Here is a 26,061-nt window from a genome sequence, read left to right as displayed (position 1 = left end):
AAAACCGCGATGATCGATACCAAAACCCTCACCCAGCTCGGCGCCCACGTCGAGACGCCACAGAGCCCGGAGACCGCGGTCCTGGAGACCGTGCCGTTCCAGCGCGGCGACGGACCGCCGGCGATCGTGCGCTTCACCTGCCCGGAATTCACCTCGCTCTGCCCGGTAACCGGACAGCCGGATTTCGCTCATATCGTCATCGACTACGCACCCGATGCCACGCTCGTGGAATCGAAGTCGCTCAAACTGTTCATGACCTCGTTTCGCAACCATGGCGCTTTCCATGAAGACTGCACGGTGATGATCGGCCGCCGCATTGTGGCGGCAACGAAGCCGCTGTGGTTGCGCATAGGCGGCTATTGGTATCCGCGCGGCGGCATTCCGATCGATGTCTTCTGGCAGACCGGCGCTCCGCCCGAAGGCGCCTGGTTGCCCGACACCGGCGTTGCCCCCTATCGCGGAAGGGGCTGAAGCTATTTTGCGGAACTTTAGCGGGACAGCGCCCCCCTCTGTCCTGCCGGACATCTCCCGCACACGGGGGGGAGATTGGCCGCCACATAGGCTTTAGCTAATCTCAAATGATGCGGAGCGGGCGAGACGCTGGAACTGCTGATCTCCCCCCGTGTGGGGGAGATGTCCGGCAGGACAGAGGGGGGCGCGAAGGATCGCAGGCGCTGACCCTCAATCAACATTATTCGCACTGATACTGGCTGAGCGCCCATTCACCGGTCACCGAAAGCAGATCGGATATCTTCCAGTCGCCGTCGACTTTCCTGAATTTCCATTCAAGGCGATGCGGGTTGCCGGCGACGACGAAGGCGACAATGACCTTGGCCTGGTCGCCATTGATCGCTTCGAGTGTCTTCAGGCTCTTATCGATCTCGGTCTTGTCATAGTCGGCATTGTCGAGCGCCATGTTGGGGTCGAGACATTCTCCCTGCCCGGATGTGCGCAACGCGTCGCTCTTGTCGAGAACGGTTTTTGCCGGGTCGATGAAGTGGCTGCGCTGCGCCGGATCGATCTCCAGTCCCACCTGATCGTAAAATGGCCGCACCACCGCCGTCGGGGATCCCGGCAGAATGGGTGCGGCCGGTGGGGCGTCGGCCGGCGGCCACCCAACCGGCGGTGTCGCCGGTTCCACCGCTGTCCCGGGTGGATTTGCGGGCGGTGCTGCGCCGGCCGGTGCCGTCACGGCCGGCGCATTGGCTGGCGGCGGGCCCAACAGGCCTTGTGCTGCGGCTGCGCTCATACCCACCGACAGCACGCACATGGGCGACAGCGCCAAGGCAAGACGGCGGAGCACGGGATCACTCCGGCGCTTTGTCGGGCATGCATTCCAGCGCGCTTAGCGTCCAGTTGCTGGTCTTGGAGGTGATGTCGGCGACCTTCCATTTGCCGTCGATTTCCTTCAGCGACCACAGCATTTCGCGTTTAGCATCATCGCCTTCCGCAAAAAGGCTGAAGGTGGCGGTGACTTCGGCCGTATCGCCATTGACGGTCTCGGCCAGCTTTAATGTCTTGGCAATCGACTTCTGGTCGAAATCCTGGGCGTCGAGGCCGGGATCGAAGTCGAGGCAGGCGACTTCGTCGGGCTTGTTCTTCGTTGCCTGGTCGTTGAGATCGAACAGCTTGGTCACCGGCTCGGTGAAGCGGTCGCGGTACTTTGCATCTCCCTCGAATTTCACCTCGGGCAGATAAAAGAACTTGACGGCGTTGGAAGCCGGCCCGGCCAGCACTGTCGCTGGCAAGGCAATCGAAAAGACAGCGGCAAGCACTATCGGTTTCATGCAGGATCTCCGGACGTTTGGCGGCAAGGTGCAATACCAGACATCCTGCATATCGGTTTTTTTGCGGCTCATGAAGCCCCGGCTGCACCGTCTCAGCCATCCAGCCAGACGTTCTGCAGGTCCATCTCGAAGGTCTGGTGGACGCCGTAGTTCTTCACCTTCTTGTTCATGTGGCTGTAGAGCTTCTGCCAGAAGGGTTGAATGATGACGCCGGAATCCTGCAGGATCTGCTCGACATCCTTCATCACCTCACGCCGTTTCTCCACGTCGATCAGCGACAGCGCCTGCTTCAGCTTGGCGTCGAAGTCCGGGTTGGAATAGGCCGATTCATTCCAGGCTTCGCCGGTGCGATAACCAAGCGCCAGCACCTGGACGCCAAGCGGGCGCATGTACCAGATGGTCATCGAATAGGGATACTTCGTCCAGTCGTTCCAGAAGGTCGAGCCCGGCAGCACCGTGCGCTTCACCTTGATGCCGGCGTCGCGCAGCTGGCCCGCAATCGCGTCGCCGGTGTTCTTCTGCCAATCGTCCTCGACGGTGATCAGCTCGTGCTCGAAATCGGCCTGCCCTGCGTCCGCCATCAGCTTCTTGGCGCCGGCCGCGTCGCGCGTCTTCTTGGGCAGCGCGAAATATTCAGGATGGATAGGGCTGACATGGTGGTTTTCACCGACCGTCCCTCGCCCGGCATAGCCGAGTTCCAGCACCGCATTGTTGTCGACCGCCATCTGCAGCGCGTTGCGCACCCGCTGGTCGTCATAGGGCTTGTGGGTAACGTTCGTGCGGGCAACCAGCGTGGTTGCCGTCGCAACCTCGGACTTCTCCAGCCCCATCTTATCCAGGATGTCGATGAAGTCGGCCGGCGTCTCGAAATTGAGGTCTATCTCGCCGGATTCGAAGGCGTTGATCGAAGCGTTGAAGTCGGTGCCGTAGTCGATGAACTCGACGCTGTCGAGCGGCGCTTCACCACCCCACCACTTGCCGTTTTCACGACGCTTGACCACCGCCTTCTGGCCGACATCGTAGGAGACCAGTTCGAACGGGCCCGTGCCGATCGGCTTCTTGACCGGGTCGGCGCCTTCGGCGTCGAAATTGCGGTGGACGACGAGCGCGGGATAATCGGTGAGGTTCGGGATCAGCGAAATGTCGGGCGCGCTGAGCGTCAGCTTGACCGTATTGTCGTCGACCTTGGCGATCGCGCCTTCCCTGGCCTTGCCCGACTTTTCGTCGATCAGCCCGCCGACGCGAGCGGCCATGGAGTTGCCGGCGACCTTCTTCTCGCACCAGCGGGTAACATTGAAGACCACGTCATCGGCGTTGAAAGCATCGCCATTGTTCCAGGTAATGCCCTTGCGCACATGCAACGTGTATTCCGTGGCGTCGTCATTGATGTCCCAGCTTTCGAGCAGCACTGGCTCGAAGGTGAATTCCCTGGTGTAGCGGACCAGCGGCTCCAGCCAGCAGCGCGAGATGTTGGCGAGTTCCACCCAGTCATAGGTGCGCGGATCTTTTTGGGCCTTGACCGACATCGATATGTGCAGCGTGCCGCCCTTCTTCGGCTCCTCGGCAAAAGCCTGTCCCGGCGCGGCAAGGCCGATCATGCCGTAGGCCAGCGCCGTCGATGCGCCGAACGCACTTGCCAATGCAAGAAACTCGCGCCGGTCCATACGGCCAGCACGCGTCTCTTGCGCCATCGCCTCGATGGCCGTTGGCACGCGATCGCCATTGCTTTTGAAAAGTGTCATGTCTTTCTCCCTTGCGGTTCCCATCGGGTCTTCGCCCGTTATCAACTCATTCGTCGTTCTCTTAGCTAACGCTGTCGGGCAGCCTCTCTTCGCGCTGCGCGATAAAGTCCCTGAGGCCCTCGGCAATGCCCTCATCGAGTTTCGGCTCTTCATAGTCGGCCAGCATGTTGCGGGCTTTCTCGCGGCCGCGCGTGTCGTGGTCCTTCGCCCCTCCAGCCTTCCATTGTTCGTAGGAGTTGAAATCCATGATGGTGGGCATGAAGAATGCCGACTCGTAATGATCGAGCGTGTGCTGGGTGCCGAGGAAATGGCCCTGCGGCCCGACCTCGCGGATCGCCGCCATGGCCTCCTTGAAGTCGTCGAACGGCAGGCCGCCGGCATATTTGTACCAGCCGACAAGCTGCTCGCAGTCGGTGGCGAATTTCGAATAGCCGCAGGTCAGCCCGGCCTCCAACCAGCCGGCGGAGTGCCAGATATAATTGGCGCCGGCGAGGATGGCGGCATGCATCAGCATGTTGGATTCATAGCCGGCCTGGGCGTCGTTGAGCTTGGAGCCGACATGGAAGCCGGAGGTTCGCCAGGGCAGCTTGTATTTCCGCGCCAGCGCGCCCATTAGATACATCATCTGGGCGGCTTCCGGTGTGCCGCCCATCGGCGCGCCGGTCTTCATGTCGACCGTCACCATGAACTGGCCGTAGATTTGCGGCGAACCAGGACGCAGCAGCTGGGTGAAAGCGACACCGGCCAATGCTTCGGCATTGACCTGCGCCACCGCGCCGACGGCCGAGGCCGAAGTCGATGCGCCGCACAGCGCAAAGGGCGCCAGGATCAGCGGCTGATTGCTGCGCGCATAGACCTTCATCGCGTCCAGCATGGTGGCGTCCCACACCAGCGGCGAGTTGCAGTTGGTAATCGACACCAGGACCGGGTTGTCGCGGACGAACTCCTCGCCGAAGACGATGCCCGCCATCGCCATCGTGTCTTCGGCGCGATCTTTGGAAGTAACGATGCCCATGAACGGCTTGTCGGAGTGCTTCAGCGCCGAATGGATGATGTGGAGATGCCGTTTCGGCACCGCGATCTCCATCGGCTCGCAGATGATCGAACTCGACGAATGCAGCGCCGGGGCCATGTAGGCGAGCTTGTGAAAATTGTTGAGGTCTTCAAGCGTGCCATAACGCCGGTTGTTGTCGAGGTCGCGCACGTAAGGCGCGCCATACATCGGCACGAAGATGGAGTTCTTGCCGCCGACGCGCACGGTGCGCTCGGGATTGCGCGCGTTGAGGGTGAACTCGGAAGGAACCTTCGCGACCAGTTCCATCAGCAGAGCGCGATCGATGCGGACACGCGTCTCGGAGATGTCGGCGCCCGCCGCCTTCCACATGGCGATCGCCTCGTCGTCGCGGAATTCGCAACCGACCTCTTCGAGGATGGCGAGCGACTCCTGGTGGATAAGTTCCACCGCCTCGTCCGGGACCATCTGGTAGGTGGGAATCTCGCGGACCAGCGTTGGGAACGAGGTGACGGGGGCGCTCCTCAGCGCCTTGCGTCCGAGGCGACCGCCGCCGCGGCGGTGGGTTTGCTCGGTCAGTTCAGCGGCCGGTGCGTTCATGGAGCCTCCTCATTCCGTCCAACCAAGTTAGCGAGAGGAAATATGGATGTGACGCTGGAAAATCCTGATCTCTTGTATAAGCTCAGCTTATGCGAAGCCTGCGCCACCTCCTGCCCTCGGCCGGCAGCCTGATCGTCTTCGAGGCGGCGGGCCGGCTGTCGAGCTTCACCGCTGCCGGGCGCGAGCTCGGCATGACGCAGGCCGCCGTCTCCTATGCGGTGCGCGGGTTGGAGGAACAGCTTAGCGCGCAGCTGTTCCAGCGCCGCCACCGCCAGGTCGTCCTGACAGAAGCGGGCGAACGCTTCCATGCCGACGTCTCGCTCGGTCTGTCGCATATCCGCAAATCGGCCGAGGATCTGCGCCTGCAGGCGAGCGGCGGCCATGTCACGCTGGCGGCGTCGACCGCCTTCGGCTCGTTCTGGATGATGCCGCGCCTGCAGCAGTTCCGCGACGAACTGCCGGGCATCGACTTGCGCATCCAGACCGCCGACCGTGATCTCGACATCATCGCCGAGGGCATCCCGCTCGCCGTTCGCGGCGGCGAACCGCGCGACTGGGCCGATTATCATTCGCTGCCGCTGGCCGACGAGGAGATTTTTCCGGTGGTTGGCGCCAGCTATCTCGCGAAATTCGGCATGCCAAGGAGCGTCGCGGAGCTGGCGACGCATCGCCTGATCCACCTCGAGGAGCCCTACCGCGAGGCGGCTAGCTGGGACGAATGGTTCCAGTCTGCGGGCGGCAGGCTCGACAACACCGCGCGCGGCCTGCGCATCAACGATTACGGCCTCGTGATCCAGGGCGTCATGGAGGGCCAGGGCATCGCGCTCGGCTGGCGGCATCTGGCCGAACGGCTCCTGGCGTCGGGGCTGCTGGTGCCGGTGACCGACCATGTGCTGAGAACCGGCAAGGCGTTCTATGTGGTTTGGCCGAAGAACCGGGAGTTGAGAGAGAATGCGCGGAAAGTCAGGGACTGGCTGGCGGCGCAGGCTTGAAATCGGTTGCAGCGTAGTCACTATCGCGGAGTTCCTTCACACCCCCCTCTGTCCTGCCGGACATCTCCCCCGCAAGGGGGGAGATTGGCAGTTCATATGTCGCGTCACCCTTCAAGCATTGAAGATTGGCGAAAGCCGTCGTGACATCTGATCTCCCTCCTTGCGGGGGAGATGGCCGGCAGGCCAGAGGGGGGTGCTGTCCCGCTGGCGTCTCCAATGTCCGGCATTCATTGAAGCCTTCCGCACACCCTTCGAATCCGCCTATAATACCCCCATGCCCATTCGCCAGCTTTCCGAAACGATGATCAACCAGATCGCCGCCGGCGAAGTCATCGAGCGTCCGGCGAGCGTGGTGAAGGAACTGGTCGAAAACGCGCTCGACGCCGGCGCCTCCCGCGTCGAGGTCGTCACTGCCGGCGGCGGGCTGAGCCTGATCCGCGTCACCGATGACGGCTCCGGTATCCCCGAACCGGAGCTGGCGCTGGCGATCGCGCGCCACTGCACGTCCAAGCTTGCCGACAACATTCACGATATCCGCTCGCTCGGCTTCCGTGGCGAGGCATTGCCGTCAATTGGTTCGGTGTCGCGGCTGTCGATTCGTTCGCGCACGGCATCGGGCGACGCAGCCGCCGAGATCGGCATCGAGGGCGGCCGGGTTTCGGCGGTCAAGCCGGCGGCTGCCAACCGCGGCACCACGGTCGAGGTGCGCGACCTGTTCTTCGCCACGCCGGCCCGGCTCAAGTTCATGAAGGGCGAGCGCGCCGAAAGCTCGGCCACCGGCGATGTGATCAAGCGCATCGCCATCGCCTTCCCTGCGGTGCGCTTCACGCTGGCCGGCTCCGACCGCTCGACGCTGGAGTTGCCGGCAACCGACGACACAGCGGAAGGCAGGCTGCGCCGCGTCGCGCAGGTCATGGGCGCCGAGTTCCCCGACAATTCCGTCGCTATCGACGCCGGCCGGGACGGCGTGCACCTGACCGGCCACGTCTCGATCCCGTCCTTCACCCGCGCCAACGCGCTGCAGCAATATGCCTATGTCAACGGCCGTCCGGTGCGCGACAAGCTGATTGCCGGCGCCATTCGCGGCGCTTTCGCCGATGTGCTGCCGCGCGACCGGCACGCGGTGACCGTGCTGTTCCTGACGCTCGATCCGGCGACCGTCGACGTCAACGTCCACCCGGCCAAGGCCGATGTGCGCTTTCGCGACCCCGGCCTGGTGCGCGGGCTGATCGTCGGCGCCATCCGCGAGGCTCTGGCCAATGCCGGCATCCGCGCCGCCACCAGCGGTGCCGCCGGGATAGTGGCGGCGTTCCGGCCGGGAGCCGCCTCCTACGCCCATGCGGGTCCTGCCAACGGTCATCGCAGTTATGACGCGGCCTACCGGGCCTCGGGCTTTTCGGGCTTTGACCGCTCGCCACAGCGGCCGCTGGATATGGGATTTGACGGCGCCGGCTTCCGCGAAAACGACCAGGCTGCATTCGACGCCGGTCCGCTCGCCAGCGCCGATGCGCGTGCCGGCTCAGCCGAGCCGGCCGAGACGCTGCTCGGCACCGCGCTGGGCGCCGCCCGCGCGCAGGTCCACGAGAACTACATCGTCGCCCAGACGAGGGATTCGCTTGTCATCGTCGACCAGCACGCGGCGCATGAGCGGCTGGTCTACGAGGCGTTGAAGAATGCCCTGCACTCGCGCGCGGTGCCCTCGCAGATGCTGCTCTTGCCGGAGATCGTCGACCTGCCGGAGGAGGACGCCGAGCGGCTGGCCGTGCATTCCGAAACGCTGGCCCGGTTCGGCCTCGGCATTGAGCGTTTCGGTCCCGGCGCGGTGGCGGTGCGCGAGACGCCGTCCATGCTCGGCGAAACCAATGTCCAGCAATTGGTGCGCGACCTTGCCGACGAGATCGCCGACAACGATACCGTCGAGACGCTGAAAGAGCGGCTGGACAAGATCGCCGCCACCATGGCCTGCCATGGCTCGGTGCGCTCCGGCCGGCTGCTCAAGGCCGAGGAGATGAACGCACTGCTGCGACAGATGGAGGCGACTCCCGGCTCCGGCACCTGCAACCACGGCCGCCCGACCTATATCGAACTCAAGCTCGCCGACATAGAGCGGCTGTTTGGGCGGCGGTGAGCACAAGCCAGGTCAGGCCACACGCTCAATTCACCAACAGGCGACAATCCTTGAACCTATGAGAGAAAACGTAATCCCTTGAGTAACCGGCGCTACCGCCGCGAAAATTCACGGAGATTATCTCGAAGCTTCTCCCAACCTGTTTTTGAACATTCATGTAGATGGGAGTCATCAGCATGCCGGCATCGCAATCGTCGTCATCGAAAGCGATTGCCTGAACGACCTTCTTTTTCTTCTTATCGATGACCCGCAGCTTATTCATGCAGACGAGAAAGCCCGCTTTCTCGTAGACCCCGGCAAATCTGTGGGTTGCTGTCTGCGCCCAGAAGGGAATCTCGACGGTGCCGTCAACCTTCGCCTCACCGGTATCGTCGAGGCTTGCGACCTTCTTCAGCGTGATCGGGAACTTGTCCGAGCCCTTGCTCCAAGTCCCTGTTGCGCCGCTTTCGCCAAGGTCGAGAGAAAACGGACATCCGGTGGTGCCAACGGGCGTTTTCGATCCCATGACCAGCACCCGGTCGAACTCCCTGTCGTCCGCAATCTCGCAAAGGAAGACGCTGGTGCCACTGATCTTGCCGTACACCGCTATCGGGCTTTGCTTCGCGTCGTGGAAATAGCTCCCCTCGACCGTAATCCCGCTGCCGAAACTGTCATATCTCTGCAGCGATAGGTGGACGGGGTTAGGTCCGATGGAGCCTTCGTAGTTTTCGACCTGATACCAGCCCGCGGCGGCTTTCCCGGTCAGCAGCAAAACGCAAAAAATTGCCAATATGAACAGTCTTCCCATTCCGTCCCCAGTGAAGGCAGCGTACCATAGCTGTCCTTCCTCTGGGTGTCTGCATTCTGATGGAAGCGGTTCTCGGTTTGAGTCCGAAAAAAGCTCAAATCATTTGTTTTAACGCTTTAAATTCACCACGATCACGCCGCCGAGGGCCAACGCACCGCCGATTATGCCGAGCAGCGTCGGCACTTCGCCCAGCCAGAAAAAGCCGATCAGGGCCGACATGGGCGAGACCAGATAGAGGAAGTTCGAGGCGCGCGCTGCCGGAAGACGCGACAGTGCGGTTGCCCAGGCGGCATAGGCGATCAGGCTGGGCACGATGCCAAGAAAGATCACGGCGCCGATACCGGCCGTGTTGGCGACCGCGGCCTGCGCAAAGCCGCTCGGCAGAAAGGGTGCCAGGCAAAGAGCGCCAAGGATCATGTTCGAGGCCGAAATGGTCAGCGGGTGATGGCGGGCAAAGAGCGGCTTCTGGACGATCGTGTTGACGGCCGAGCACAGCGCGGAGCCAAGAACCAGCAGCGCGCCGGTGTCGAAACTCAAGCCATTGCCGTCAGCCACAGCGATGATGCCGATGCCGGCGAAAGAAATCGCCGTGCCGAACCAGGCCCAGCTTGAGAAGCGCTCGCCGAGCAATGCCATTGCCATGATGGCGGTGAAGATCGGGCTGACATTGATGATGAAACCGGCGGCACCCGCCGAAACCGTCAATTCGCCGAAATTGAGCATGACAGTGTAGAGCGCGACGAAGATGGCGCCGCCAAACACCAGGCGCCACACTTCGTCGAGCCTCGGCAGCGCCGGGCGCTTGACGGCAAGAAAGATCGCCGCCGGCACCGCGGCAATGGCAAAGCGCAGCGCACCGAGTTCCAGCGGCCCGAAAGCGGCGAGGCCGGCACGGATCGCGGGAAAGGCCGAGGCCCAGCCAACCACCGTCAAGGCCACGGCGATGGCCGCCGTGGTGTCCATCCGCTGTGTCGGATTCGACGTGCTGGTCGTTGCGCTCATCTGCCTGTCCTCGGGTTCCCAGAGTGTTGAAAGGCAGAAAGCGCCTTTTCGGCGCCGTTGACAAACGATCAAATCGAGGATCACCTGTGACTATGGATCACAGCTCAGACACAATGGTGCCGCTCGAGACCCTGCGCGCCTTCGATGCGGCGGCGCGAACGGGGAGCTTTTCGGCCGCGGCCGAGAAGCTCAACATCACCCACGGCGCCGTCAGCCGGCAGATCGCCAAGCTGGAGGACTGGCTGGGCTTGAAAGTGTTCGACCGCGGCGCGCGCGGCGTCTCGCTGACCATCGAGGGCAACCGCCTGCATCTGCGCACGGCGGAAGCCTTTGCGCTGATCTCCAGCCATTCCGACCGCTGGGTCGAGCCGCGCGGCACCGCCGTGGTGCGGCTGACCTCGATACCCTCCGTCAGCGGGCTGTGGCTGATGCCACGCATGGCGGCGCTGGAGAACAATCCCACCAAGCTGCGCATCGTGCTCGACGTCGACATCCGCCAGGCCGACCTTGCCGATGAAGGCATCGACCTGTCGGTCCGCTGCGGCCGCGGCGGCATTCCGGGCCGCATCTCGGTGAAGCTGTTCGAGGAACATGTCTTTCCCGTCGCCGCGCCCGGCCTTGCCCGCGAGATCGGCCGCGGCGACCCGGCCCGGCTGCTGAGGTTTCCACTGATCAACGATTCCGACGCCTCCGGCTGGCGTGCCTGGTTTGCCGCGCAAGGGATGGACTACCGCCCGCGCCCGCAGGATCGCCGCTTCGAGGACTATAATCTGGTGCTCGACGCTGCCGCCTATGGGCTCGGCATCGCGCTGGCACGGCCGCCGCTGACCGGACACCAGTTGGAGGCAGGCCGCATCGTCGCCGTCGACGAGCGCACGGCGCTGAACCCGGTGTCGTACTGGCTCGACCGGCCGCTCGGGCGGCCGCGCATGGCTGCCGCCGAACTTTCTCGCCGGATCGCCGTCGAGGCGGGGCTGGCGATGGACAAGATGGAAGCGTTCCTCGAAGCCGAGCGATAGCGGCGATCGTTCGGTGCTCAGCGAAGCACCAGCAGGGCTAGCCCGACAATGGCGACGGCCAGAAACCCGGTTGCCAGCGCCATCAGACCGACACGCGTCTGCTGTCGGCCTTCCGGCTGGGCCGCATCATTCGGCCCAGACGTCGCCTGCTCCCGCTTCATTGGCATATCGGTGGTGGCAGCGCGGCGCTGCGGCGAAACCACGGGTGCGAGAAGCGCAAACCAGGGCAGTCCTGCGGGCTTTGCGGCAGCGCCATCTTCGGCCCTTGCCGGCGGCACCGGCAGACCGCGCTGTGTGTCGTCATTTGCCGGCGAGACCGCAACGACCCTTGTCGGCGCGACCTTGTCTGGCGCCTCGACGCCAGGTTCAGCAAGGGCCAGATAGGCTTGCAGGACCTCGGCAGAACCCGTCTGCTGCCCCTTTGCGGTGGCTGCGGACAACAGCGCCTGCAGCGCCGGCGCCGCTGCCGGCTGCAAAGGCGCGCCGGACGGCGTCGGCGGCTGCACCAGCGCCTTTATAAGTGCTGCTTTCGCCGGATCGGCCTTCGCCGACGGCAACGCTGCCAACATCATGGCCTCACGCAGCAGCGCGGTCAGGCGGGCGGATGAAATGTCCATACCGGTCCCATAAGAATGGTTTGAGCGACAATAGCGCCTCAGCATTGCGTCAAGCTTGACCTTGCCGGCAATTTATGGCGATGAACTCAGCATGAACCTTGGCACCACCCCATGATGAACCGCTTCGAAGGCCCCGGCGGCAAGGAAGCCCGTATCCGCTATCTCGACGGCGACTTCCAGGTCACCAGCCCCGGCGCCTTCGTGCGCTGCGCCGTGACCGGCGAGAGCATTCCGCTGGACGAGCTCAAATATTGGAGCGTCGCCAGACAGGAACCCTATGTCAGCGCCGCCGCCTCGTTGCGCCGTGAGATCGAGATGCATCCGGACCTGCGCAGCCGGGGTTAAAGGCGCGCGCACAGAGCCGTTGGTCGCGTTCCTTCACACCCCCCTCTGTCCTGCCGGACATCTCCCCCGCAAGGGGGGAGATTGGATGTCATCTTTGCTTTCGCCAAATCACCAGCGTTGCAGAATGAGCGCCATTGGCAAAGCTGCTGATCTCCCTCCTTGCGGGGGAGATGGCCGGCAGGCCAGAGGGGGGTGCTGTCCCGCCAGCATCTCCGCGTGACGCTGCACGCCCTACCCCCGAAGCCTGCGCTGTCTCCAGGCATCCAGCGTCTCGTCGATGATGCGCTCCGGCACAGTGTCGAGTTCGAACGTGGCGTCGATCTCCAGCACGGCGAGTTCAGCGAGGAAATCGGCCGGGGCAGCGCCATGGCGCAGCCGGGCGGCGTCCTTGGCGGTGGTGACGAGGCCCAGTCCATCGCGGCGCGCGGTTGCCGCCAGTTCCGCGAGCTCATCAGGGGCATAGAAGTGATGGTCCGGAAACGACCGGGTCAGCGCCACTTCCGCACCGGTGCCGCGCAGCGTCTCGAAGAATTTTTCGGGGTGACCGATGCCGGCAAAGGCGAGGAACCGCCGGCCGGCGAACCGCTCCTTGCCGCCCGGTTCAGCATGCGCCTCGAAGATCGGCCGGCCGGCGCGCGCCGCCTGGCGCACGACCTGGTCGGCGGCGGTGCCCTCGCCCATCTTCAACAGCCCATCGGTGAACACCAGTTGGTCGACGACGTTGGCGCGCAGCGGCCCACCCGGAATGACGCGGCCATTGCCGATGCCGTAGCGGGCGTCGACGACGACCAGCGCATAATCAATATGGATGCGCGCGCTCTGAAAACCGTCATCCATGATCAGGAAATCGCAGCCATGGGCTTCCATGAGCAGCTTGGCGCCGGCGGCGCGGTTCGGGCTTACCGCAACCGGCGCATGCTCGGCCAGAAGCAGCGGCTCGTCGCCGACATGCTTGGCGGCGTCGTGACTGGCATCGACAACATGCGGCTGCGCAAACGAGCCGCCATGGCCGCGCGACAGGAATCCGGGATTGAGCTGCATGCGCCTGGCCTGCTTGGCCAGCGCGATGGCGACCGGCGTCTTGCCGCTGCCGCCGATGGTGAAGTTGCCGACGCAAAGCACTGGTGCGTCGATCTTTTCACGTACCGCCCGGTGCATACGGCGGCCGGCGACCATGCCATAAATCGCTGATAGCGGCGACAGCGCAAAGACCCGCCAGTCCGGCGCTTCCCACCAGAAAGGTGGTGCTTCGGACGCCACCTATCGCCCGTCGGCGCCCTTCAGGCGCGACTTGACGATCAATGGCTGGATATAAGGCTCAAGCGATTTCAGCGTGTGCGCCAGCGCACCGCGCATCTGGTCGACGGTGGCGGCACCGGCCGCCATCATCTCATGGCGCGCGACTTCATTGCTCAACAGGAAATTGACGGCGCCGGCCAGCATGTCGCGGTCGCGCACCAGCTTGGCGCCGCCGCTGTCGAGCAGACGCTGATAGGCTTCGCGGAAATTCTGGACGTTGCGGCCGGCAAGCACGGCGGTGTCGAGCATGGCCGGCTCCAGCGGGTTCTGGCCGCCTTCCGAGGTCAGCGAGCGGCCGACAAAGGCGATTTCCGTCAGCCGGAGATAAAGCCCCATCTCGCCGATCGTATCGCCGAGCAGGATATCGGTGTCGGCGGTGATCCTGTCGCCCTTGCTGCGCCGCGCCAGCTTCAGCCCCATGCCGGAAATCTGCGCCGCAAGGGCTTCGGCGCGGTCGGGATGGCGCGGGACGATGATCGTCAGCAGGCCATGGTGGCGCTTGTAGAGCGTGACGTGAACTTCCGCCGCGACCACCTCCTCGCCGTCATGGGTCGAAATTGCCGCCCAGGTCGGGCGGCCGGCGATCTGTCGCTTCAGCGTCGCCAGCGCCCGTTCGTCGAACGGCGGCGGCAAGGTGTCGACCTTGAGGTTGCCGGACACGGTGACCGGCCGGGCGCCAAGCGCGCGAAACCGTTCGCCGTCGACATCCGACTGGGCAACGACATGTGCAAGGTTCTCGAACAGCGCCTCGGCGATGTTGGCGCGCTTCTTCCAGGATTTGAACGAACGGTCGGAGAGCCGGCCGTTGACCAGCACCTGCGGCACGTGGCGGGCGCCGAGCTCGAGGATCGTCATCGGCCATATCTCGGATTCGGCGATGATAGCCAGGTCCGGCCGCCAGTGATCGAGAAAGCGGCTGACGGCCGGCTTGAGGTCGAGCGGAACATATTGGTGGATGATGCGGTCGCCCAGCCGTTCGTCGGCAACCTGCGCCGAGGTCACTGTTCCCGTCGTCAGCACGATGTTGACACCGTAGTCGAGGATGCTTTGCACCAGCGGCACGACCGCAAGGGTCTCGCCGACGCTTGCCGCATGGATCCAGATCACCGGCCCTTCGGGGCGCGGCCGCCCGGCAACGCCGTAGCGCTCACGGCTGCGGCTGCGGTCTTCCTTGCCCTGCGATGTGCGCCAGGCGACATAGGGACCCATCAGCGGATAGGCGGCTGCACCGGCAAGGCGGTAGGCCGCCAGGAAGGCGCGCGCCCAGCCGACGCTCATGGCCTGCCGTCCACGAGCCGATAGGCCTCGGCGGTTGCGGCATTGAGCGCGGCCGTGACTTCCTGGCGCTTGCGCTCCATTTCGGCCTCGTCGGCATTGGCCGGCACGAAAACCGGCGTTCCGATGACGATCGAGGAGCGGCCGAACGGCAGGTTGATGGTGGTCTTGTCCCAGCTCCTTTCCAGCACCTTGCGGCGGCTGGTGGCGATGGCGGCAGGCATGATCGGCCGGCCGGAAAGGCGTGCCAGCAGAACGATACCAAGCCCCGCGTCGCGCGGCGTGCCGTGGGGAATGTCGGCGATCATGGCGACGTTCTTGCCGGCCACGAGTGACTTTTTCAGGGCGATGAGCGCCTTGGCGCCGCCCTTGTCGAGATGCTTCGTGCTTTCACGCCCGCCGGAGCCGCGCACCGCCTCGATGCCGAATTTTTCGATCATCAGCGCGTTGAGTTCGGCGTCGGCGCTGCGCGAGACCATGGCGACCAGCGGCCGTCCCTTGGGATAATAGGCTGGGGTCAGCAGATGCTGGCCATGCCAGAGCGCGATGATGCCGGGTTCGAATTCGGCGTAGTCGCCGCCTGAAAATTTAGCCGAGCCTTCGACCACGCGGTTGGTCAGGCGCACCAGGCGGACGAACTGGGCGAGCAGGCTGACGATCATGCTCTTGACGATTCGCGACTGCGCCAACGGCTCGCGGATCTTGCGCCAGAATGTCTTCGAACTGCCGCCGCGTCTTCTTCGGACCGCGGCGCCGGTGGGCTGCCCTTTCACCGCTTCATGCTCCATCGCTGTCAACCGGCGGCCTTGCTTTCAGGGTCGAGCAGCCGGTGCAGATGGACGACGAAATAGCGCATATGGGCATTGTCCACGCTGGCTTGCGCCTTTGCCTTCCACGCGGTGTGCGCGGTTTGATAGTCCGGATAAACGCCAACGATGTCGAGCGCGTCGAGATCGCGGAACTCGGTGCCTCCCAGCTTCTTCAGCTCGCCGCCGAACACCAGGTGCAAAAGCTGTTTCTTTCCGTCTTCCGCGGCCATTTCGGTCCTTCACATATTGTGAGTTTGCGACAGGTCTAGCCCAAAGCTGCCGACTTTGGAACCTTCGATCACGCTTCCGTATCGGCAATGACGCCGGCAAGCACGGTCAGCAACTGCCCGCTGCCGGCGACCAGCGCGCCGTGACGGATGATCTCCCCGGCATAAAGCGGCGCGCGGCCATGGCCGTCGAGCACGGCGCCGCCAGCCTCGCGCAAGATGAGATCGGCGGCGGCGATATCCCAGTCATGCGCGTTGGGCTTGACGAAGGTTGCGTCGAGCGTGCCGTTGGCGACCATCGCCAGCCGGTAGGCGAGAGAGGGAATGTGCGCCGCCCGCCGCACCCGGCCCTGCCATTGCGCCGGCATCAGGTCGATCAACTGCTTCAGCCCGCCGATCTCGACCGTCTTACCCAGGCCGCGCACGGCAATCGGCTTGCCGTCGCGGAAAGCTCCATGGCCAGGCAGCGCCCAATAGGTTTCGCCCTTGGCCGGACATTCGAGCACACCGGTGAGCGTGCGGCCATTCTCGACCACCGCGACGCTGACGCACCACGAGCGCAGACCTTCGAGGAAGCCGCGGGTGCCGTCTATGGGGTCGACGACAAAGGTGCGCCGCGCCAGAAGCCGCGCCGGATCGTCAGTCGTTTCCTCTGATAGCCAGCCATAGTCCGGCCGCGCCGCAAGCAGGGTCTCGCGCAGATAGGCGTCCGCCGCGTGGTCGGCTTCGCTGACCGGCGAGGTGCCGCCCTTCATCCACACTTGCGGGTTCTTGCCGAAATAGCGCATGGCGATCGCGCCCGCCTCGCGGGCGGCGTCGCGCAGCAGATCGAGGTCTTCCGAGGCCCCGGCCGATATGACCGGGTCACGCTCCGGCAAGGGTCATTCCTTCGATCAGCAGCGTCGGTGCGGCAGTGCCGAAATCGCGGTCAAGATCGCTCGCCGGAACCATATTGAGGAACATCGTCTTCAAATTCGAGGCGATGGTCACCTCGGCCACCGGATAGGCAAGCTCACCATTGTCGATCCAGAAGCCGGATGCGCCACGGCTGTATTCGCCGGTCACCATGTCGACGCCCTGGCCGAACACTTCAGTGACATAAAAGCCGGATTTTAGCGACCTGATCAGGTCTTCCGGCGTCCTGTCGCCCGGCTCGATGGCGAGATTGGTCGAAGACGGCGATACCGACGAGCCGCTGCGCGCGCCGCGTCCGTTGGTGGTCAGCCCCAATTCCCGCGCGGCGGACGTCGACAGGAACCAGTGCTTCAGCACGCCGTTCTCGACCATCAACAGCTTTTCGCCCTCGACGCCTTCGCCGTCGAACGGGCGCGAGGCCTGGCCGCGACGCCGTAGCGGCTCGTCGGTGACGGTGATGGCAGCCGACGCAACCTGCTTGCCCATCATCTCGCGCAAAAAACTGGTCTTGCGCGCCACCGAAGCGCCGTTGATGGCGCCGGCGAGATGACCGGCAATGCCGCGCGCGACGCGCGGATCGAACACCACGTTGACCGGACCGGTCGCCGCCTTGCGGGCGCCGAGGCGGCGCACGGCGCGCTCGCCGGCCTTGCGGCCGATCAGCTCCGGCGCGTCGAGATCGGAAAAATGCTGGTTCGAGGAGTATTCGTAGTCACGCTCCATGCCGGTGCCCTCACCCGCAATCACGCTGGCCGAACGCGAAAAGCGCGACGCGACATAGTGGCCGACGAAGCCGTCCGACGTGGCAAGCACCAGCCCGCCGAGGCCTGCGCTGGCGCCGCTGCCGGCCGAATTGGTGACACCCGTGACTGCAAGGGCCGCTTCCTCGGCGGCAAGGGCCGCTTCCTTCAACTGATCGGCCGAAACCTCGGTGGCGTCGAACAGATCGAGGTCGCGCACCTTGCCGACCAGCAAAGCCGGATCGGCGAGACCCTGATAGGGGTCCTCGGGCGAGACTTTGGCCATGGCCACGGCGCGCTCGGCCAATGCCCTGGGGTCCGATGCCGCCGTCGCCGAGACGCTCGCCACCCGGTTGCCGACGAAGACGCGCAGCGAGACATCGTCGCCCTCGGACGCCTCGGTGTTCTCGACCTTGCCCAGCCGCACCGACACGCCGATCGAGCGGCCGCGCACGGCAACCGCGTCGGCGGCGTCGGCGCCGGCCCGCTTGGCAGCCTCGACCAGTGCCGCGACGCGGTCGGTCAATTTCGCTGCCTCTGATGTATCGGTCATGCGCGTGGTCCTGGCTGAAGCCGCGCCGAGCGGTAGCGGCTGTTGCACCATCTATTGTCCCAATGCGGCTTGTGCAATGGCGCACGGGCAATTGTCCCGCTGCGGCATAGCGCCCAAGCGGCCCGCAAAGCCCATCCGCGGCGGCCGCCACAGACGCGCGGCTTGACCGGTTTGTGAGTTTAACCGAGGCCGATTTCCGTCAAGGAGTGGCGACCGGCGTCCAGATCACGTCATTGATCCTCGTCGCGCCCGTTGCCAGCATCACCAGCCGATCGAAGCCAAGCGCCGAGCCGCTGGCTTGCGGCATGATGGCGAGGGCGGCGAGAAAATCCTCATCCAGCGGATAGCGCTCGCCATAGACGCGCTCCTTCTCGTCCATCTCGGCGGCAAAGCGCCGGCGCTGCTCGGCCGGATCGGTCAGTTCGCCAAAAGCATTGGCGAGCTCGACGCCGCAGCAATAGAGCTCGAAGCGCTCGGCCACGCGCTGGTCCTCCGCGCTCGGCCGGGCGAGCGTCGCTTCCGAGATCGGATAGCCGTACAAGATGGTGGCCCGCCCCTGCCCCAGCACCGGTTCGACCTTCTCGACCATTACCCGGCTGAACAAATCGGCCCAGTTGTCATCGTCGGCCGTGCGCAGGCCGGCCTTGACCAGAGCATCATGGAGTGCGGCGCGGTCTGTGCCGCCATCGGCAGAAACGGTGGCAAGAAGATCGATGCCGGCGTAACGCGCAAAAGCTTCCGCCACACTCACGCGTTCCGGTTCGGCGAACGGATCGGCCTCGCGGCCGCTAAAGCGAAAGGTTTTGGCGCCGGCCCGCTCGGCTGCCAGCTTCAGCAGTTCGGCGCAATCGGCCATCAGGCTGTCATAGGTTTCGCCGACCCGATACCATTCCAGCATGGTGAATTCGGGATGGTGCAAGGGGCCGCGCTCGCGGTTGCGCCAGACGGCGCCCAGGCTGAAGATGCGCCGCTCACCGGCGGCCAGCAGCTTCTTGCAGGCGAACTCCGGCGAGGTGTGGAGATAAAGCGGCCGGCGCGCGCCGTCGGCGCCGATCGCCTCGGTGGCGAAGGCTGAGAGATGCGCCTCGTTGCCGGGCGAAATCTGCAATGCCGCTGTCTCAACCTCGATGAAGTCCCGCTCGCCAAACCAGCCGCGCATTGCGGCAGCTATGGCGTTGCGAGCCATCAGCCGCGGCCGGCGGTCGGCGTGAACATCCGGCGTCCACCAGGGCGAAGCGCCAGTCATGGGTTTGCCGGGCAACGGAATTGCTGACAGGGCTGGCGGTTCGGGCCAAGATGCGCTACGGCGACGGCTCTCGAAGCCGATTTGCGCCGAACGATCGTTTCAGGCCAACGAAGTCTAGGATTGAAAACCGTGGTGAAGGTCATCGCCAGTTCGCTCCGTAAAGGCAATGTCGTCGACAAGGACGGCAAGCTTTACGTGATCCTCTTTGCCGAAAACATCCACCCTGGCAAGGGTACGCCGGTCACCCAGCTCGACATGCGCCGCATCTCCGACGGGGTGAAGGTTTCGGAGCGCTACCGCACCACCGAGCAGGTCGAGCGCGCCTATGTCGAGGAGCGCGAGCACACCTTCCTCTACGCCGACGCCGAGGGGTATCACTTCATGAACCCGGAAAGCTACGACCAGGTCGCGGTGCCGGAAAGCGTGGTCGGCGACATGGCGCCCTACCTGCTCGAAGGCATGGCGGTGCAGATCTCGCAGTTCAACGGCATCGCCATAGCCCTGGTGCTGCCGCAGCGCGCTACTTTCGAAGTGGTCGAGACGGAGCCGACGACCAAAGGCCAGACGGCGTCCTCGTCATACAAGCCGGCCGTGCTTTCCAACGGCGTGCGCACGCTGGTGCCGCCGCACATCGCGCCGGGTACCCGCGTGGTGGTGATGACGGCCGATGGCGCTTATGTGGAGCGGGCGAAGGACTGAGGCGCGAGCGCCTCCGTCCTGGTTGATCCGTTGCATTGCCTTCTGCGGCCGCTGGCTCGATAGTCCTGCCGATGTGGCAGACCTTTGTGACCTACTGGCCTCTGATCCTTGTGATCATTCCGATGCTGATGGCCGCCATCGGCATCGTCCACGCAATCATGACCAAGGAAGACGTGCGCGCCGCCACCGGCTGGGTCGGCGTGATGATCTTGTCGCCGTTCCTTGGCGCGATCATCTATGCCATTGCCGGCATCAACCGCATCCGCCGCGCCACGATCAGCGCCATGCGGCCCGTCGCCGGTGAAGCCGAGACAGCCAAACACGACCACGACATTGCGCTCGAAACACTCATCTCAGCCGAATTCGGCCAGCGCTTTGCCGGCCTGAAGACGCTAGGCGACAGGGTGGCGCGGCGCGCACTGACGTCGGCAAACGCGATCACGATCCTCAGGACCGGCGACGAAGCTTACGCAGCAATGTGCCGGGCGATAGACAGCGCACAGCGCAGCATTCTGCTCGAGACCTACATCTTCGACAATGACGAGATCGGACGACGTTTTGTCGGATCGCTGGCCGGCGCGGTCCGGCGCGGTGTGACGGTTCGTGTGCTGATCGATGCGGTCGGCGTGCGCTATTCCGTGCCCAGCATCCTTGGGACACTCCGGGAAGCCGGCGTCACCGTCGATCTGTTCAACGGCAACATCGTCATGGGCCTGAGACTTCCCTATGCGAATTTGAGGACGCACAGGAAAATCCTGATCGTCGACGGTGTGGTGGCGTTCACGGGAGGCATGAACATCCGCAAGGGATTTTCGGCCGAATTCGCCGGCAGCGCCAGTTCGGCGGATACGCATTTCCAGGTGACGGGGCCGGTCGTGGCCGACCTGTTCGCGGTTGCCGCCGAAGACTGGCGTTTTGCCGGCAACGAGGCCCTCAAGGACGAGGTCTGGCACGTGGCAAAGCCCTCGCCGCCTCCCGGTCAGCCGATCCTGGTGCGGGCCGTGGCGTCGGGGCCGGACGCCAGCATCGAAACCAACCATAAATTGCTGACGGGGGCATTTTCCGTCGCCCGCAAATCGATCCGCATCATGTCGCCCTATTTCCTGCCGGACCGGGAATTTGTCAGCGCGCTGGTCACGGCGGCCCGGCGCGGCGTCGAGATCGACATCGTCGTGCCCGCGGTCAACAATCTCTTCCTGGTCGGCCGCGCCATGACGGCGCAATACGACCAGGTGCTGAAGCACTATTGCCGCGTCTGGCGCCATGAAGGGTCGTTCGACCATTCGAAGCTGTTGTCGGTCGATGGCGTCTGGGCCTATGTCGGATCCTCCAACCTCGACGCCCGGTCGCTGCGGCTGAATTTCGAAATCGACCTGGAGGTGCTGGATACCGGCTTTGCCGCCGAGATCGAGGGGCGCATCGGAGCGGCAATCGCTTCCGCCAAACCCGTCACACTCGCAACCCTAAGAGCGCGGCCATTTGTCATCCGGGTTTTTGACCGGTTGTTATGGCTGGGATCGCCCTATCTTTAGAATCAGGACAGATTGAACGCAGGCCTATGGACATAAACGGACGCAGCCTTCCTGAAACAGTGCTCCTGTCGATCCGCGGCAGGAAAGCGCGCAAGGCGAACGCGACGCCGCGCAAGCACATTGAAGGCGCCCAGATGGTGGTCGCCTCCTACAACGTCCACAAATGCATCGGCACCGACCGCAGGTTCGATCCCGAACGGACCGCCCGCGTCATTCGCGAGATCGGCCCCGACGTCATCGCGCTGCAGGAGGCCGACAACCGCTTCGGCGACCGCGCCGGGCTGCTCGACCTTGCCCGGATCGAACATGAAACCGGGCTTGTGCCGGTGCCGGTTTCCGGAAGCGGCAAGGGCCATGGCTGGCGCGGCAACGTGCTTTTGTTCAAGCGCGGCACGGTGCGCGACGTCCATCAGATCAAGCTTCCGGGACTGGAGCCCCGCGGCGCGCTGGTTGCCGAGATCGACCTCGACGAAACGCGCACTCTGCGCGTCATCGCCGCGCATCTCGGCCTGTTGCGCCGCTCGCGTTCGGAGCAGGCCCGCGTCGTGCTCGACATCATGAGCAACCAGGATGAAAGGCCGACCTTGCTGCTCGGCGACCTCAACGAATGGCGGCTGGGCAACCGCTCGGCGCTCAAGACGCTGCACGCCACCTTTGGTTTCACGCCGGCGGCGGTGCCGACTTTCCCCTCAGGCCTGCCGGTGCTGGCGCTCGACCGGATCATGGCCAACCGGCACGGCATGGTCTCGTCGGTGGAAGCCCATGACACGCCGCTGTCGCGGGTTGCGTCGGATCATTTGCCGCTGACGGCGTTCGTCAGCCTGTAACTCATCCGTCCCGCAGCCAGACCAGCATCTCACCGGGTTCACGGTTGTCCCAGGCAAAGTACGGGACGGCGGTGATTTTCGTTTCGCTCACCGCCGGCGGATCGGTGCGATAGAGCCCGGTTTCCCAGTTTTCCTGGGCTTCCTTGCTGGCAAGTGCCGAAAGCGTGACGATGCCGCCGAGCAGGTTCGGCTCGGCATGCGCCTCGATTGTTGCCGTTCGCGGCAGAGCGATCCGATGCAACTGGCCGGCATTGTCGGTCTCCTCGACGCAATAGATCAGCGGACCGCGCGCAAGTGCGACGCGGCCGATGTCCTGACGCACCTCCGGATTGGCGAACAGACGGGCGATCGACATTTCGAGATCGAGTTCGACCCGGTCGCCCTGGCGCCACTCGCGCCGGATCGCGGCATAGCCGTCGCTGGTGATGTCATCCAGATCGACCGCGGCGCCATTGACCTTGAGCGCCGCCTTGCCGCACCAGGAGGGGACCCGCAGGTGCAAGGTGAACTCGACCGGCGCGTCGGCTTCGATCCGGATCGAGACCGCGCCATCCCAAGGATAATTGCTGGTCTGAATCAGACTGACCGCCCGGTTCGATATGTCGAAGCGCGCGGTGCTGTCGCCGTAGAGATGAACGGCCAGCGCATCATCCGAGAGGGAGTAGAAATAGCTGCCGATGGAGGCGACCATGCGGCCGATATTGGGCGGGCAACAGGGGCAGCGATGCCATTTCCAGCGATTGTGCCTGCCCCGGCTCTCCAACGGGTTCTCGTAGAAGAACAGCGAGCCGTCGAGCGACAGGCCGGAGATCGAGCCGTTGTAGAGTGCCCGCTCCATCATGTCGGCGTAGCGGGCGTTGGGACCCATGCCGAGCATGCGGCTGGCCCAGAACACGAGGCCGACCGAGGCACAGGTCTCGGCATAGGCGGTTTCGTTGGGCAGGTCGTAGTCGCTGGTAAAGCCCTCATTGTGCGCCGATGGCCCGAGGCCGCCGGTGACATAGAGGTTCTTGGTGGTGAGATCGTTCCAGAGCCGGTCGAGCGCTACCCTGAGCGTATCGTCGCCATATTCGGTGGCGATGTCGGCCATGCCGGAATAGAGGTACATCGCCCTGACCGCATGGCCGACGACCTTGTCCTGCTCGCGCACCGGCTTGTGCGACTGGTTGTACTCATAAGTCTTGAAATGATAGGCCTTCGGGTCGGCGCCGCGCGCACGCGCCTCCTCGTCGAAATAATGCGGCTGTTGCCCGCGCTGGTCGATGAAATACCTGGCCAGGTCCATGTATTTCTGCTCGCCGGTCGCCCGCGCCAGCTTGACCAGCGCCAGCTCGATCTCCTCATGGCCGCAATAGCCCTTCTTCTTGCCCGGCTCCGGACCGAAGGTGTCGGCGATATGGTCGACATAGCGGCACATGATATCCAGCAGCTTGCGCTTGCCGGTGGCCTGGTAGTAGGCGACCGCGCCTTCGATCAGATGGCCGGCGCAATAGAGCTCGTGGCAATCGCGCAGATTGGTCCAGCGCTTGCCGGGCTGGATGCGCTGGTACCAGCTGGAGAGATAACCGTCTTCCTGTTGCAGTTTGCCGTACAGGTCGATGACGGCATCGATCTTCGTCTCGAGCGCCGCGTTCTTGCGCCGGTAGAGCGAATAGGCCGCGGTCTCGATGGTCTTGCCCCAATCGGAGTCCCAGAACATCTGCGTCGTCACCGTCGAGCCGGTGAAGCCGGGGCTGGCCGCCTCGTCGGGCGACGGCGAATGGAACGGAATGACGACGCCCGGCGAGGGCCGGTCCGGGTCGATCTGCTCCAGCATGCGCGCCTCGACGCAGCGCTCGTAGAGGATGTCGGCGGTGCGCGAAGCCACGGCATCGACACGGTCGCCCCAGAAGCCGCGGACATCGACCTGCGGCACCGGCAGTGGGCGGAAGGCGAGTTTGCCGGGCTTGGCGGTTGGTTTGGCGGTCATCGTGTCACTCCGTTGGGTATTGGTCATTTCACGGCGGGTCATTTCACCGCGCCGGCCATCAGGCCGCGGATGTAGAAGCGCTGCAGCAGCAGGAAGAGCACCAGGCACGGCACCATCATCACGGTGACGCCCGCCTGCACCGCGCCCCAGTCGATGGCGCCGAAGCGGCCGGACTGAAGTGCGGTCATCATGATCGGCAGCGTGAATTTGGACTGGTCGGTCATCAGCACGAGGGCGGCCAGGAATTCGTTCCAGGCGCCGAGGAAGGCGAACAGCGCGATGGTGACGATGCCCGGCCAGACCAGCGGCAGCATCACCTTCAGCAGCATGGTGACGTTGTTGGCGCCGTCCATGCGCGCGGCTTCCTCGATCTCGCGCGGCACCGCGTCGAAGGCGTTACGCATCATGAAGATCGAGAACGGCAATTGCAGCGTGGTGTAGACCAGGACCAGCCCGGTCAGCGTGTTGTGCAGGCCGACCTTGGTCAGCACCAGGAAGATCGGCGTCAGGATCGACTGGAAGGGGATCATGATCGTCGACAGGATGACGATGAAGAGCACATCCTTCATGGGAAACCGGAAGCGCGAAAAGCCGTAGCCGGCCAGCACGCTGACGACGACCGACAGGATCACCGTCATCGAGGCGACATAGAGGCTGTTTTGCGCCGGCAGCCAGAGGCCGTCGCCAAAGGTGTCGAGCGTGCGGTAGTTCTCGATCGAGAAGCCGGTCGTCGGCCATGGCGGCAGCGGCGGCTGGCGCGCCTCCTGCGCCGGCTTGAAGGTCGACAGCACGGCCCAGACGATCGGCGCGATGAACAGCACTGAGGCGATCATGCCGGTCGAATGCTCGGCGATCCTGAGCCAGAGGCGGCTGCTGCGGCTTCTTGCCTGCGCCATCAGTCGATGCCCTCCGGCTTGCGCAGCAGCCACAGCTGAACCAGGCTGAGCGCCACCAGTATGGCCAGCAGGATCATCGACAGCGCCGCGCCATAGCCGAGCTTGAACGAGACGAAGGACTGGTTGAAAATCCAGTAGACGGCGGTCAGCGTCTGGTTGCGCGGGCCGCCGCGCAGGATGATGTAGAACTGGTCGAAGGCGAGGATCGAGCCGGCGATCGACAGGATCAGCGCCAGCGCCAGCGTGCGGCGCATCAGCGGCAGGGTGATGGCGCGAAAGCGCGCGAACGGCCCTGCCCCGTCGATCATCGCCGCTTCCTGCAGATCGGTCGGGATCGACTGCAGGCCGGTCATCAGGATGATCATGGTGAAGCCCGCCACCTTCCAGACGACCATGGCGATGATCGACCAGAAGGCCGGCTGGAACGTCGCCAGAAGGTTGAACTTTTTCGCGGTCAGGCCGAAATCGTAGGCGGCCGGGCTGAACAGGCCGGAATCGACATTGAGCAGCCAAGACCAGAGCAGGCTGGCCGAGGCGAAACCGACGACCGCCGGCATGAAGAAGGATGTCCGGTAAAAGCCGGTCAGCCGCCTGGGCTTTTCGATGAACAGCGCCAGCGGAAAGGCGACGGCGAAGATCACGATGGTGACGATCACGGTGTAGTAGGCGGTGAAGCTCAGCGCGTTCCAGAAACGGTTGTCGCGCAGGATCGCCCGGTAATTGTCGAAGCCGATGTAAAAATGCTCGCCCATCAGCGGCCAGTTGTGCAGCGACATCCAGGCCGTCATGCCGAGCGGAATGATGAAGAAGACGACGACCAGCGCCACGGCCGGCGCGACATAGAGCAGGCCGATCCACTGCCGGCGGCCGGCACCGACCAGTTTTCTGGCGCGTGGCGGGGTGGTGGTGGTGATGGTCATTTACCCTCCCCCTTGTGGGGAGGGTAAGGAGCGCCGGCCGCCCGTCCAGGGAGACGGACCGGGCGGCCGGATCAGGACCCGCGGCGGCAAGGGCGTTGCACCGCCCTCGCCGCCGGCCAGTCC

At 64.4% G+C, this 26,061-nt stretch carries 25 protein-coding genes; 8 read left to right on the top strand and 17 right to left on the bottom strand.

Features of this window, described 5'->3' with window-relative positions; translation table 11 throughout:
• Window positions 1–9 precede the first annotated feature (9 nt).
• Window positions 10–471, top strand: coding sequence for a preQ(1) synthase (gene queF, locus NKH38_RS12860; RefSeq protein WP_023682931.1), 462 nt, complete (start codon window positions 10–12; stop codon window positions 469–471).
• Window positions 472–691: 220 nt separating this feature from the next.
• On the opposite strand, the gene NKH38_RS12855 is transcribed toward queF, so the two are convergent.
• The 4 genes from NKH38_RS12855 to NKH38_RS12840 form a co-directional block, all read right to left on the bottom strand.
• The gene (locus tag NKH38_RS12855) at window positions 692–1,303 is read right to left on the bottom strand and encodes a hypothetical protein (protein ID WP_023682932.1); all 612 of its coding nucleotides are present in this window, start codon (window positions 1,301–1,303) and stop codon (window positions 692–694) included.
• A 4-nt stretch (window positions 1,304–1,307) separates the two neighbouring features.
• Window positions 1,308–1,787, bottom strand: a complete 480-nt coding sequence (locus NKH38_RS12850) for a DUF3828 domain-containing protein (RefSeq protein ID WP_352760575.1) — start codon at window positions 1,785–1,787, stop codon at window positions 1,308–1,310.
• A gap of 92 nt (window positions 1,788–1,879) precedes the next feature.
• Window positions 1,880–3,529, bottom strand: coding sequence for an ABC transporter substrate-binding protein (locus tag NKH38_RS12845; RefSeq protein ID WP_023682934.1), 1,650 nt, complete (start codon window positions 3,527–3,529; stop codon window positions 1,880–1,882).
• Window positions 3,530–3,590: 61 nt separating this feature from the next.
• Window positions 3,591–5,141 carry a trimethylamine methyltransferase family protein gene (locus NKH38_RS12840; RefSeq protein ID WP_023730495.1) on the bottom strand — a complete coding sequence of 517 codons (1,551 nt, stop codon included), beginning with the start codon at window positions 5,139–5,141 and terminating at the stop codon, window positions 3,591–3,593.
• A gap of 89 nt (window positions 5,142–5,230) precedes the next feature.
• Here NKH38_RS12840 and NKH38_RS12835 point away from each other — a divergent pair, with 89 nt between their 5' ends.
• Together NKH38_RS12835 and mutL are read left to right on the top strand one after the other, a co-directional pair.
• Window positions 5,231–6,133 (top strand): LysR substrate-binding domain-containing protein, encoded by a 903-nt coding sequence (locus NKH38_RS12835; RefSeq protein ID WP_023730494.1) that lies wholly within the window; start codon window positions 5,231–5,233, stop codon window positions 6,131–6,133.
• Window positions 6,134–6,407: 274 nt separating this feature from the next.
• On the top strand, window positions 6,408–8,261 hold the full coding sequence (gene mutL, locus NKH38_RS12830; RefSeq protein WP_352760570.1) for a DNA mismatch repair endonuclease MutL: 1,854 nt from the start codon (window positions 6,408–6,410) through the stop codon (window positions 8,259–8,261).
• A 25-nt stretch (window positions 8,262–8,286) separates the two neighbouring features.
• Here the strand turns inward: mutL and NKH38_RS12825 are convergent, their stop codons facing one another.
• The gene (locus tag NKH38_RS12825; protein WP_352760567.1) at window positions 8,287–9,048 is read right to left on the bottom strand and encodes a hypothetical protein; all 762 of its coding nucleotides are present in this window, start codon (window positions 9,046–9,048) and stop codon (window positions 8,287–8,289) included.
• A gap of 108 nt (window positions 9,049–9,156) precedes the next feature.
• Window positions 9,157–10,050: a DMT family transporter gene (locus NKH38_RS12820; RefSeq protein WP_023730491.1), complete on the bottom strand. Its 894-nt coding sequence runs from the start codon at window positions 10,048–10,050 to the stop codon at window positions 9,157–9,159.
• A gap of 92 nt (window positions 10,051–10,142) precedes the next feature.
• On the opposite strand from NKH38_RS12820, the gene NKH38_RS12815 reads away from it, so the two are divergent.
• Window positions 10,143–11,069, top strand: a complete 927-nt coding sequence (locus NKH38_RS12815) for a LysR family transcriptional regulator (RefSeq protein WP_023805038.1) — start codon at window positions 10,143–10,145, stop codon at window positions 11,067–11,069.
• A 17-nt stretch (window positions 11,070–11,086) separates the two neighbouring features.
• Here NKH38_RS12815 and NKH38_RS12810 read toward each other — a convergent pair whose 3' ends face one another.
• Complete coding sequence (locus NKH38_RS12810; RefSeq protein ID WP_352760563.1) at window positions 11,087–11,686, bottom strand: hypothetical protein; 600 nt, start codon at window positions 11,684–11,686, stop codon at window positions 11,087–11,089.
• A 111-nt stretch (window positions 11,687–11,797) separates the two neighbouring features.
• Between NKH38_RS12810 and NKH38_RS12805 the strand changes: the two genes are divergently transcribed.
• The gene (locus NKH38_RS12805) at window positions 11,798–12,031 is read left to right on the top strand and encodes a DUF2093 domain-containing protein (protein ID WP_023694434.1); all 234 of its coding nucleotides are present in this window, start codon (window positions 11,798–11,800) and stop codon (window positions 12,029–12,031) included.
• A gap of 231 nt (window positions 12,032–12,262) precedes the next feature.
• On the opposite strand, the gene lpxK is transcribed toward NKH38_RS12805, so the two are convergent.
• The 7 genes from lpxK to epmA all read right to left on the bottom strand — a co-directional run bounded on the left by lpxK (window position 12,263) and on the right by epmA (window position 19,095).
• Window positions 12,263–13,291 carry a tetraacyldisaccharide 4'-kinase gene (lpxK, locus tag NKH38_RS12800; RefSeq protein WP_352760560.1) on the bottom strand — a complete coding sequence of 343 codons (1,029 nt, stop codon included), beginning with the start codon at window positions 13,289–13,291 and terminating at the stop codon, window positions 12,263–12,265.
• The gene (gene waaA, locus NKH38_RS12795; RefSeq protein WP_023730486.1) at window positions 13,292–14,608 is read right to left on the bottom strand and encodes a lipid IV(A) 3-deoxy-D-manno-octulosonic acid transferase; all 1,317 of its coding nucleotides are present in this window, start codon (window positions 14,606–14,608) and stop codon (window positions 13,292–13,294) included.
• Window positions 14,605–15,393 carry a lysophospholipid acyltransferase family protein gene (locus NKH38_RS12790; protein WP_023682942.1) on the bottom strand — a complete coding sequence of 263 codons (789 nt, stop codon included), beginning with the start codon at window positions 15,391–15,393 and terminating at the stop codon, window positions 14,605–14,607. Before NKH38_RS12790 ends, waaA begins: the two co-directional genes overlap by 4 nt.
• Window positions 15,394–15,398: 5 nt before the next feature.
• A complete protein-coding gene (locus tag NKH38_RS12785; RefSeq protein WP_023682943.1) occupies window positions 15,399–15,644 on the bottom strand; it encodes a DUF4170 domain-containing protein in 246 nt (81 codons plus the stop codon).
• Between the two features lie 68 nt (window positions 15,645–15,712).
• A complete protein-coding gene (locus NKH38_RS12780) occupies window positions 15,713–16,519 on the bottom strand; it encodes a 3'(2'),5'-bisphosphate nucleotidase CysQ (RefSeq protein WP_352760554.1) in 807 nt (268 codons plus the stop codon).
• The gene (locus NKH38_RS12775; protein WP_352760551.1) at window positions 16,506–17,849 is read right to left on the bottom strand and encodes a TldD/PmbA family protein; all 1,344 of its coding nucleotides are present in this window, start codon (window positions 17,847–17,849) and stop codon (window positions 16,506–16,508) included. The genes NKH38_RS12780 and NKH38_RS12775 overlap by 14 nt, the downstream gene beginning before the upstream one ends.
• Before the next feature lie 199 nt (window positions 17,850–18,048).
• Window positions 18,049–19,095 carry an EF-P lysine aminoacylase EpmA gene (gene epmA / locus NKH38_RS12770; protein ID WP_352760548.1) on the bottom strand — a complete coding sequence of 349 codons (1,047 nt, stop codon included), beginning with the start codon at window positions 19,093–19,095 and terminating at the stop codon, window positions 18,049–18,051.
• Between the two features lie 129 nt (window positions 19,096–19,224).
• Here epmA and efp point away from each other — a divergent pair, with 129 nt between their 5' ends.
• The 3 genes from efp (at window position 19,225) to NKH38_RS12755 (ending at window position 22,153) form a co-directional block, all read left to right on the top strand.
• A complete protein-coding gene (efp, locus tag NKH38_RS12765; protein ID WP_023682947.1) occupies window positions 19,225–19,794 on the top strand; it encodes an elongation factor P in 570 nt (189 codons plus the stop codon).
• Between the two features lie 71 nt (window positions 19,795–19,865).
• Window positions 19,866–21,326, top strand: coding sequence for a phospholipase D-like domain-containing protein (locus tag NKH38_RS12760; protein WP_352760545.1), 1,461 nt, complete (start codon window positions 19,866–19,868; stop codon window positions 21,324–21,326).
• 26 nt (window positions 21,327–21,352) lie between these two features.
• On the top strand, window positions 21,353–22,153 hold the full coding sequence (locus NKH38_RS12755; protein ID WP_023671569.1) for an endonuclease/exonuclease/phosphatase family protein: 801 nt from the start codon (window positions 21,353–21,355) through the stop codon (window positions 22,151–22,153).
• Window position 22,154: 1 nt separating this feature from the next.
• Here NKH38_RS12755 and NKH38_RS12750 read toward each other — a convergent pair whose 3' ends face one another.
• The 3 genes from NKH38_RS12750 to NKH38_RS12740 are packed head-to-tail and all read right to left on the bottom strand — an operon-like array spanning window position 22,155 to window position 25,938.
• Window positions 22,155–24,122: a glycoside hydrolase family 127 protein gene (locus NKH38_RS12750; RefSeq protein WP_352760542.1), complete on the bottom strand. Its 1,968-nt coding sequence runs from the start codon at window positions 24,120–24,122 to the stop codon at window positions 22,155–22,157.
• A gap of 38 nt (window positions 24,123–24,160) precedes the next feature.
• Window positions 24,161–25,018, bottom strand: a complete 858-nt coding sequence (locus NKH38_RS12745) for a carbohydrate ABC transporter permease (protein ID WP_023805029.1) — start codon at window positions 25,016–25,018, stop codon at window positions 24,161–24,163.
• Window positions 25,018–25,938: a carbohydrate ABC transporter permease gene (locus NKH38_RS12740; RefSeq protein WP_023682952.1), complete on the bottom strand. Its 921-nt coding sequence runs from the start codon at window positions 25,936–25,938 to the stop codon at window positions 25,018–25,020. The genes NKH38_RS12745 and NKH38_RS12740 overlap by 1 nt, the downstream gene beginning before the upstream one ends.
• Window positions 25,939–26,061: the final 123 nt, after the last annotated feature.

This window comes from Mesorhizobium sp. M1078 (assembly GCF_040318615.1).
GTDB lineage: Bacteria > Pseudomonadota > Alphaproteobacteria > Rhizobiales > Rhizobiaceae > Mesorhizobium.
Note: the sequence above shows the minus strand (reverse complement) of the source record. Positions and strands in the feature narration are given on the sequence as shown.

What these genes read in the sequence shown, in the direction of transcription:
- waaA (WP_023730486.1), bottom strand. Translation starts at nt 14,608, where the DNA reads ATGAGCGTCGGCTGGGCGCGCGCCTTCCTGGCGGCCTACCGCCTTGCC.
- NKH38_RS12745 (WP_023805029.1), bottom strand. Translation starts at nt 25,018, where the DNA reads ATGGCGCAGGCAAGAAGCCGCAGCAGCCGCCTCTGGCTCAGGATCGCC.
- epmA (WP_352760548.1), bottom strand. Translation starts at nt 19,095, where the DNA reads ATGACTGGCGCTTCGCCCTGGTGGACGCCGGATGTTCACGCCGACCGC.
- NKH38_RS12845 (WP_023682934.1), bottom strand. Translation starts at nt 3,529, where the DNA reads ATGACACTTTTCAAAAGCAATGGCGATCGCGTGCCAACGGCCATCGAG.
- queF (WP_023682931.1), top strand. Translation starts at nt 10, where the DNA reads ATGATCGATACCAAAACCCTCACCCAGCTCGGCGCCCACGTCGAGACG.
- NKH38_RS12750 (WP_352760542.1), bottom strand. Translation starts at nt 24,122, where the DNA reads ATGACCGCCAAACCAACCGCCAAGCCCGGCAAACTCGCCTTCCGCCCA.
- NKH38_RS12775 (WP_352760551.1), bottom strand. Translation starts at nt 17,849, where the DNA reads ATGACCGATACATCAGAGGCAGCGAAATTGACCGACCGCGTCGCGGCA.
- NKH38_RS12835 (WP_023730494.1), top strand. Translation starts at nt 5,231, where the DNA reads ATGCGAAGCCTGCGCCACCTCCTGCCCTCGGCCGGCAGCCTGATCGTC.
- NKH38_RS12810 (WP_352760563.1), bottom strand. Translation starts at nt 11,686, where the DNA reads ATGGACATTTCATCCGCCCGCCTGACCGCGCTGCTGCGTGAGGCCATG.
- mutL (WP_352760570.1), top strand. Translation starts at nt 6,408, where the DNA reads ATGCCCATTCGCCAGCTTTCCGAAACGATGATCAACCAGATCGCCGCC.
- NKH38_RS12805 (WP_023694434.1), top strand. Translation starts at nt 11,798, where the DNA reads ATGATGAACCGCTTCGAAGGCCCCGGCGGCAAGGAAGCCCGTATCCGC.
- NKH38_RS12825 (WP_352760567.1), bottom strand. Translation starts at nt 9,048, where the DNA reads ATGGGAAGACTGTTCATATTGGCAATTTTTTGCGTTTTGCTGCTGACC.
- NKH38_RS12815 (WP_023805038.1), top strand. Translation starts at nt 10,143, where the DNA reads ATGGATCACAGCTCAGACACAATGGTGCCGCTCGAGACCCTGCGCGCC.
- NKH38_RS12850 (WP_352760575.1), bottom strand. Translation starts at nt 1,787, where the DNA reads ATGAAACCGATAGTGCTTGCCGCTGTCTTTTCGATTGCCTTGCCAGCG.
- NKH38_RS12840 (WP_023730495.1), bottom strand. Translation starts at nt 5,141, where the DNA reads ATGAACGCACCGGCCGCTGAACTGACCGAGCAAACCCACCGCCGCGGC.
- NKH38_RS12755 (WP_023671569.1), top strand. Translation starts at nt 21,353, where the DNA reads ATGGACATAAACGGACGCAGCCTTCCTGAAACAGTGCTCCTGTCGATC.
- NKH38_RS12785 (WP_023682943.1), bottom strand. Translation starts at nt 15,644, where the DNA reads ATGGCCGCGGAAGACGGAAAGAAACAGCTTTTGCACCTGGTGTTCGGC.
- NKH38_RS12820 (WP_023730491.1), bottom strand. Translation starts at nt 10,050, where the DNA reads ATGAGCGCAACGACCAGCACGTCGAATCCGACACAGCGGATGGACACC.
- NKH38_RS12760 (WP_352760545.1), top strand. Translation starts at nt 19,866, where the DNA reads ATGTGGCAGACCTTTGTGACCTACTGGCCTCTGATCCTTGTGATCATT.
- NKH38_RS12740 (WP_023682952.1), bottom strand. Translation starts at nt 25,938, where the DNA reads ATGACCATCACCACCACCACCCCGCCACGCGCCAGAAAACTGGTCGGT.
- NKH38_RS12790 (WP_023682942.1), bottom strand. Translation starts at nt 15,393, where the DNA reads ATGGAGCATGAAGCGGTGAAAGGGCAGCCCACCGGCGCCGCGGTCCGA.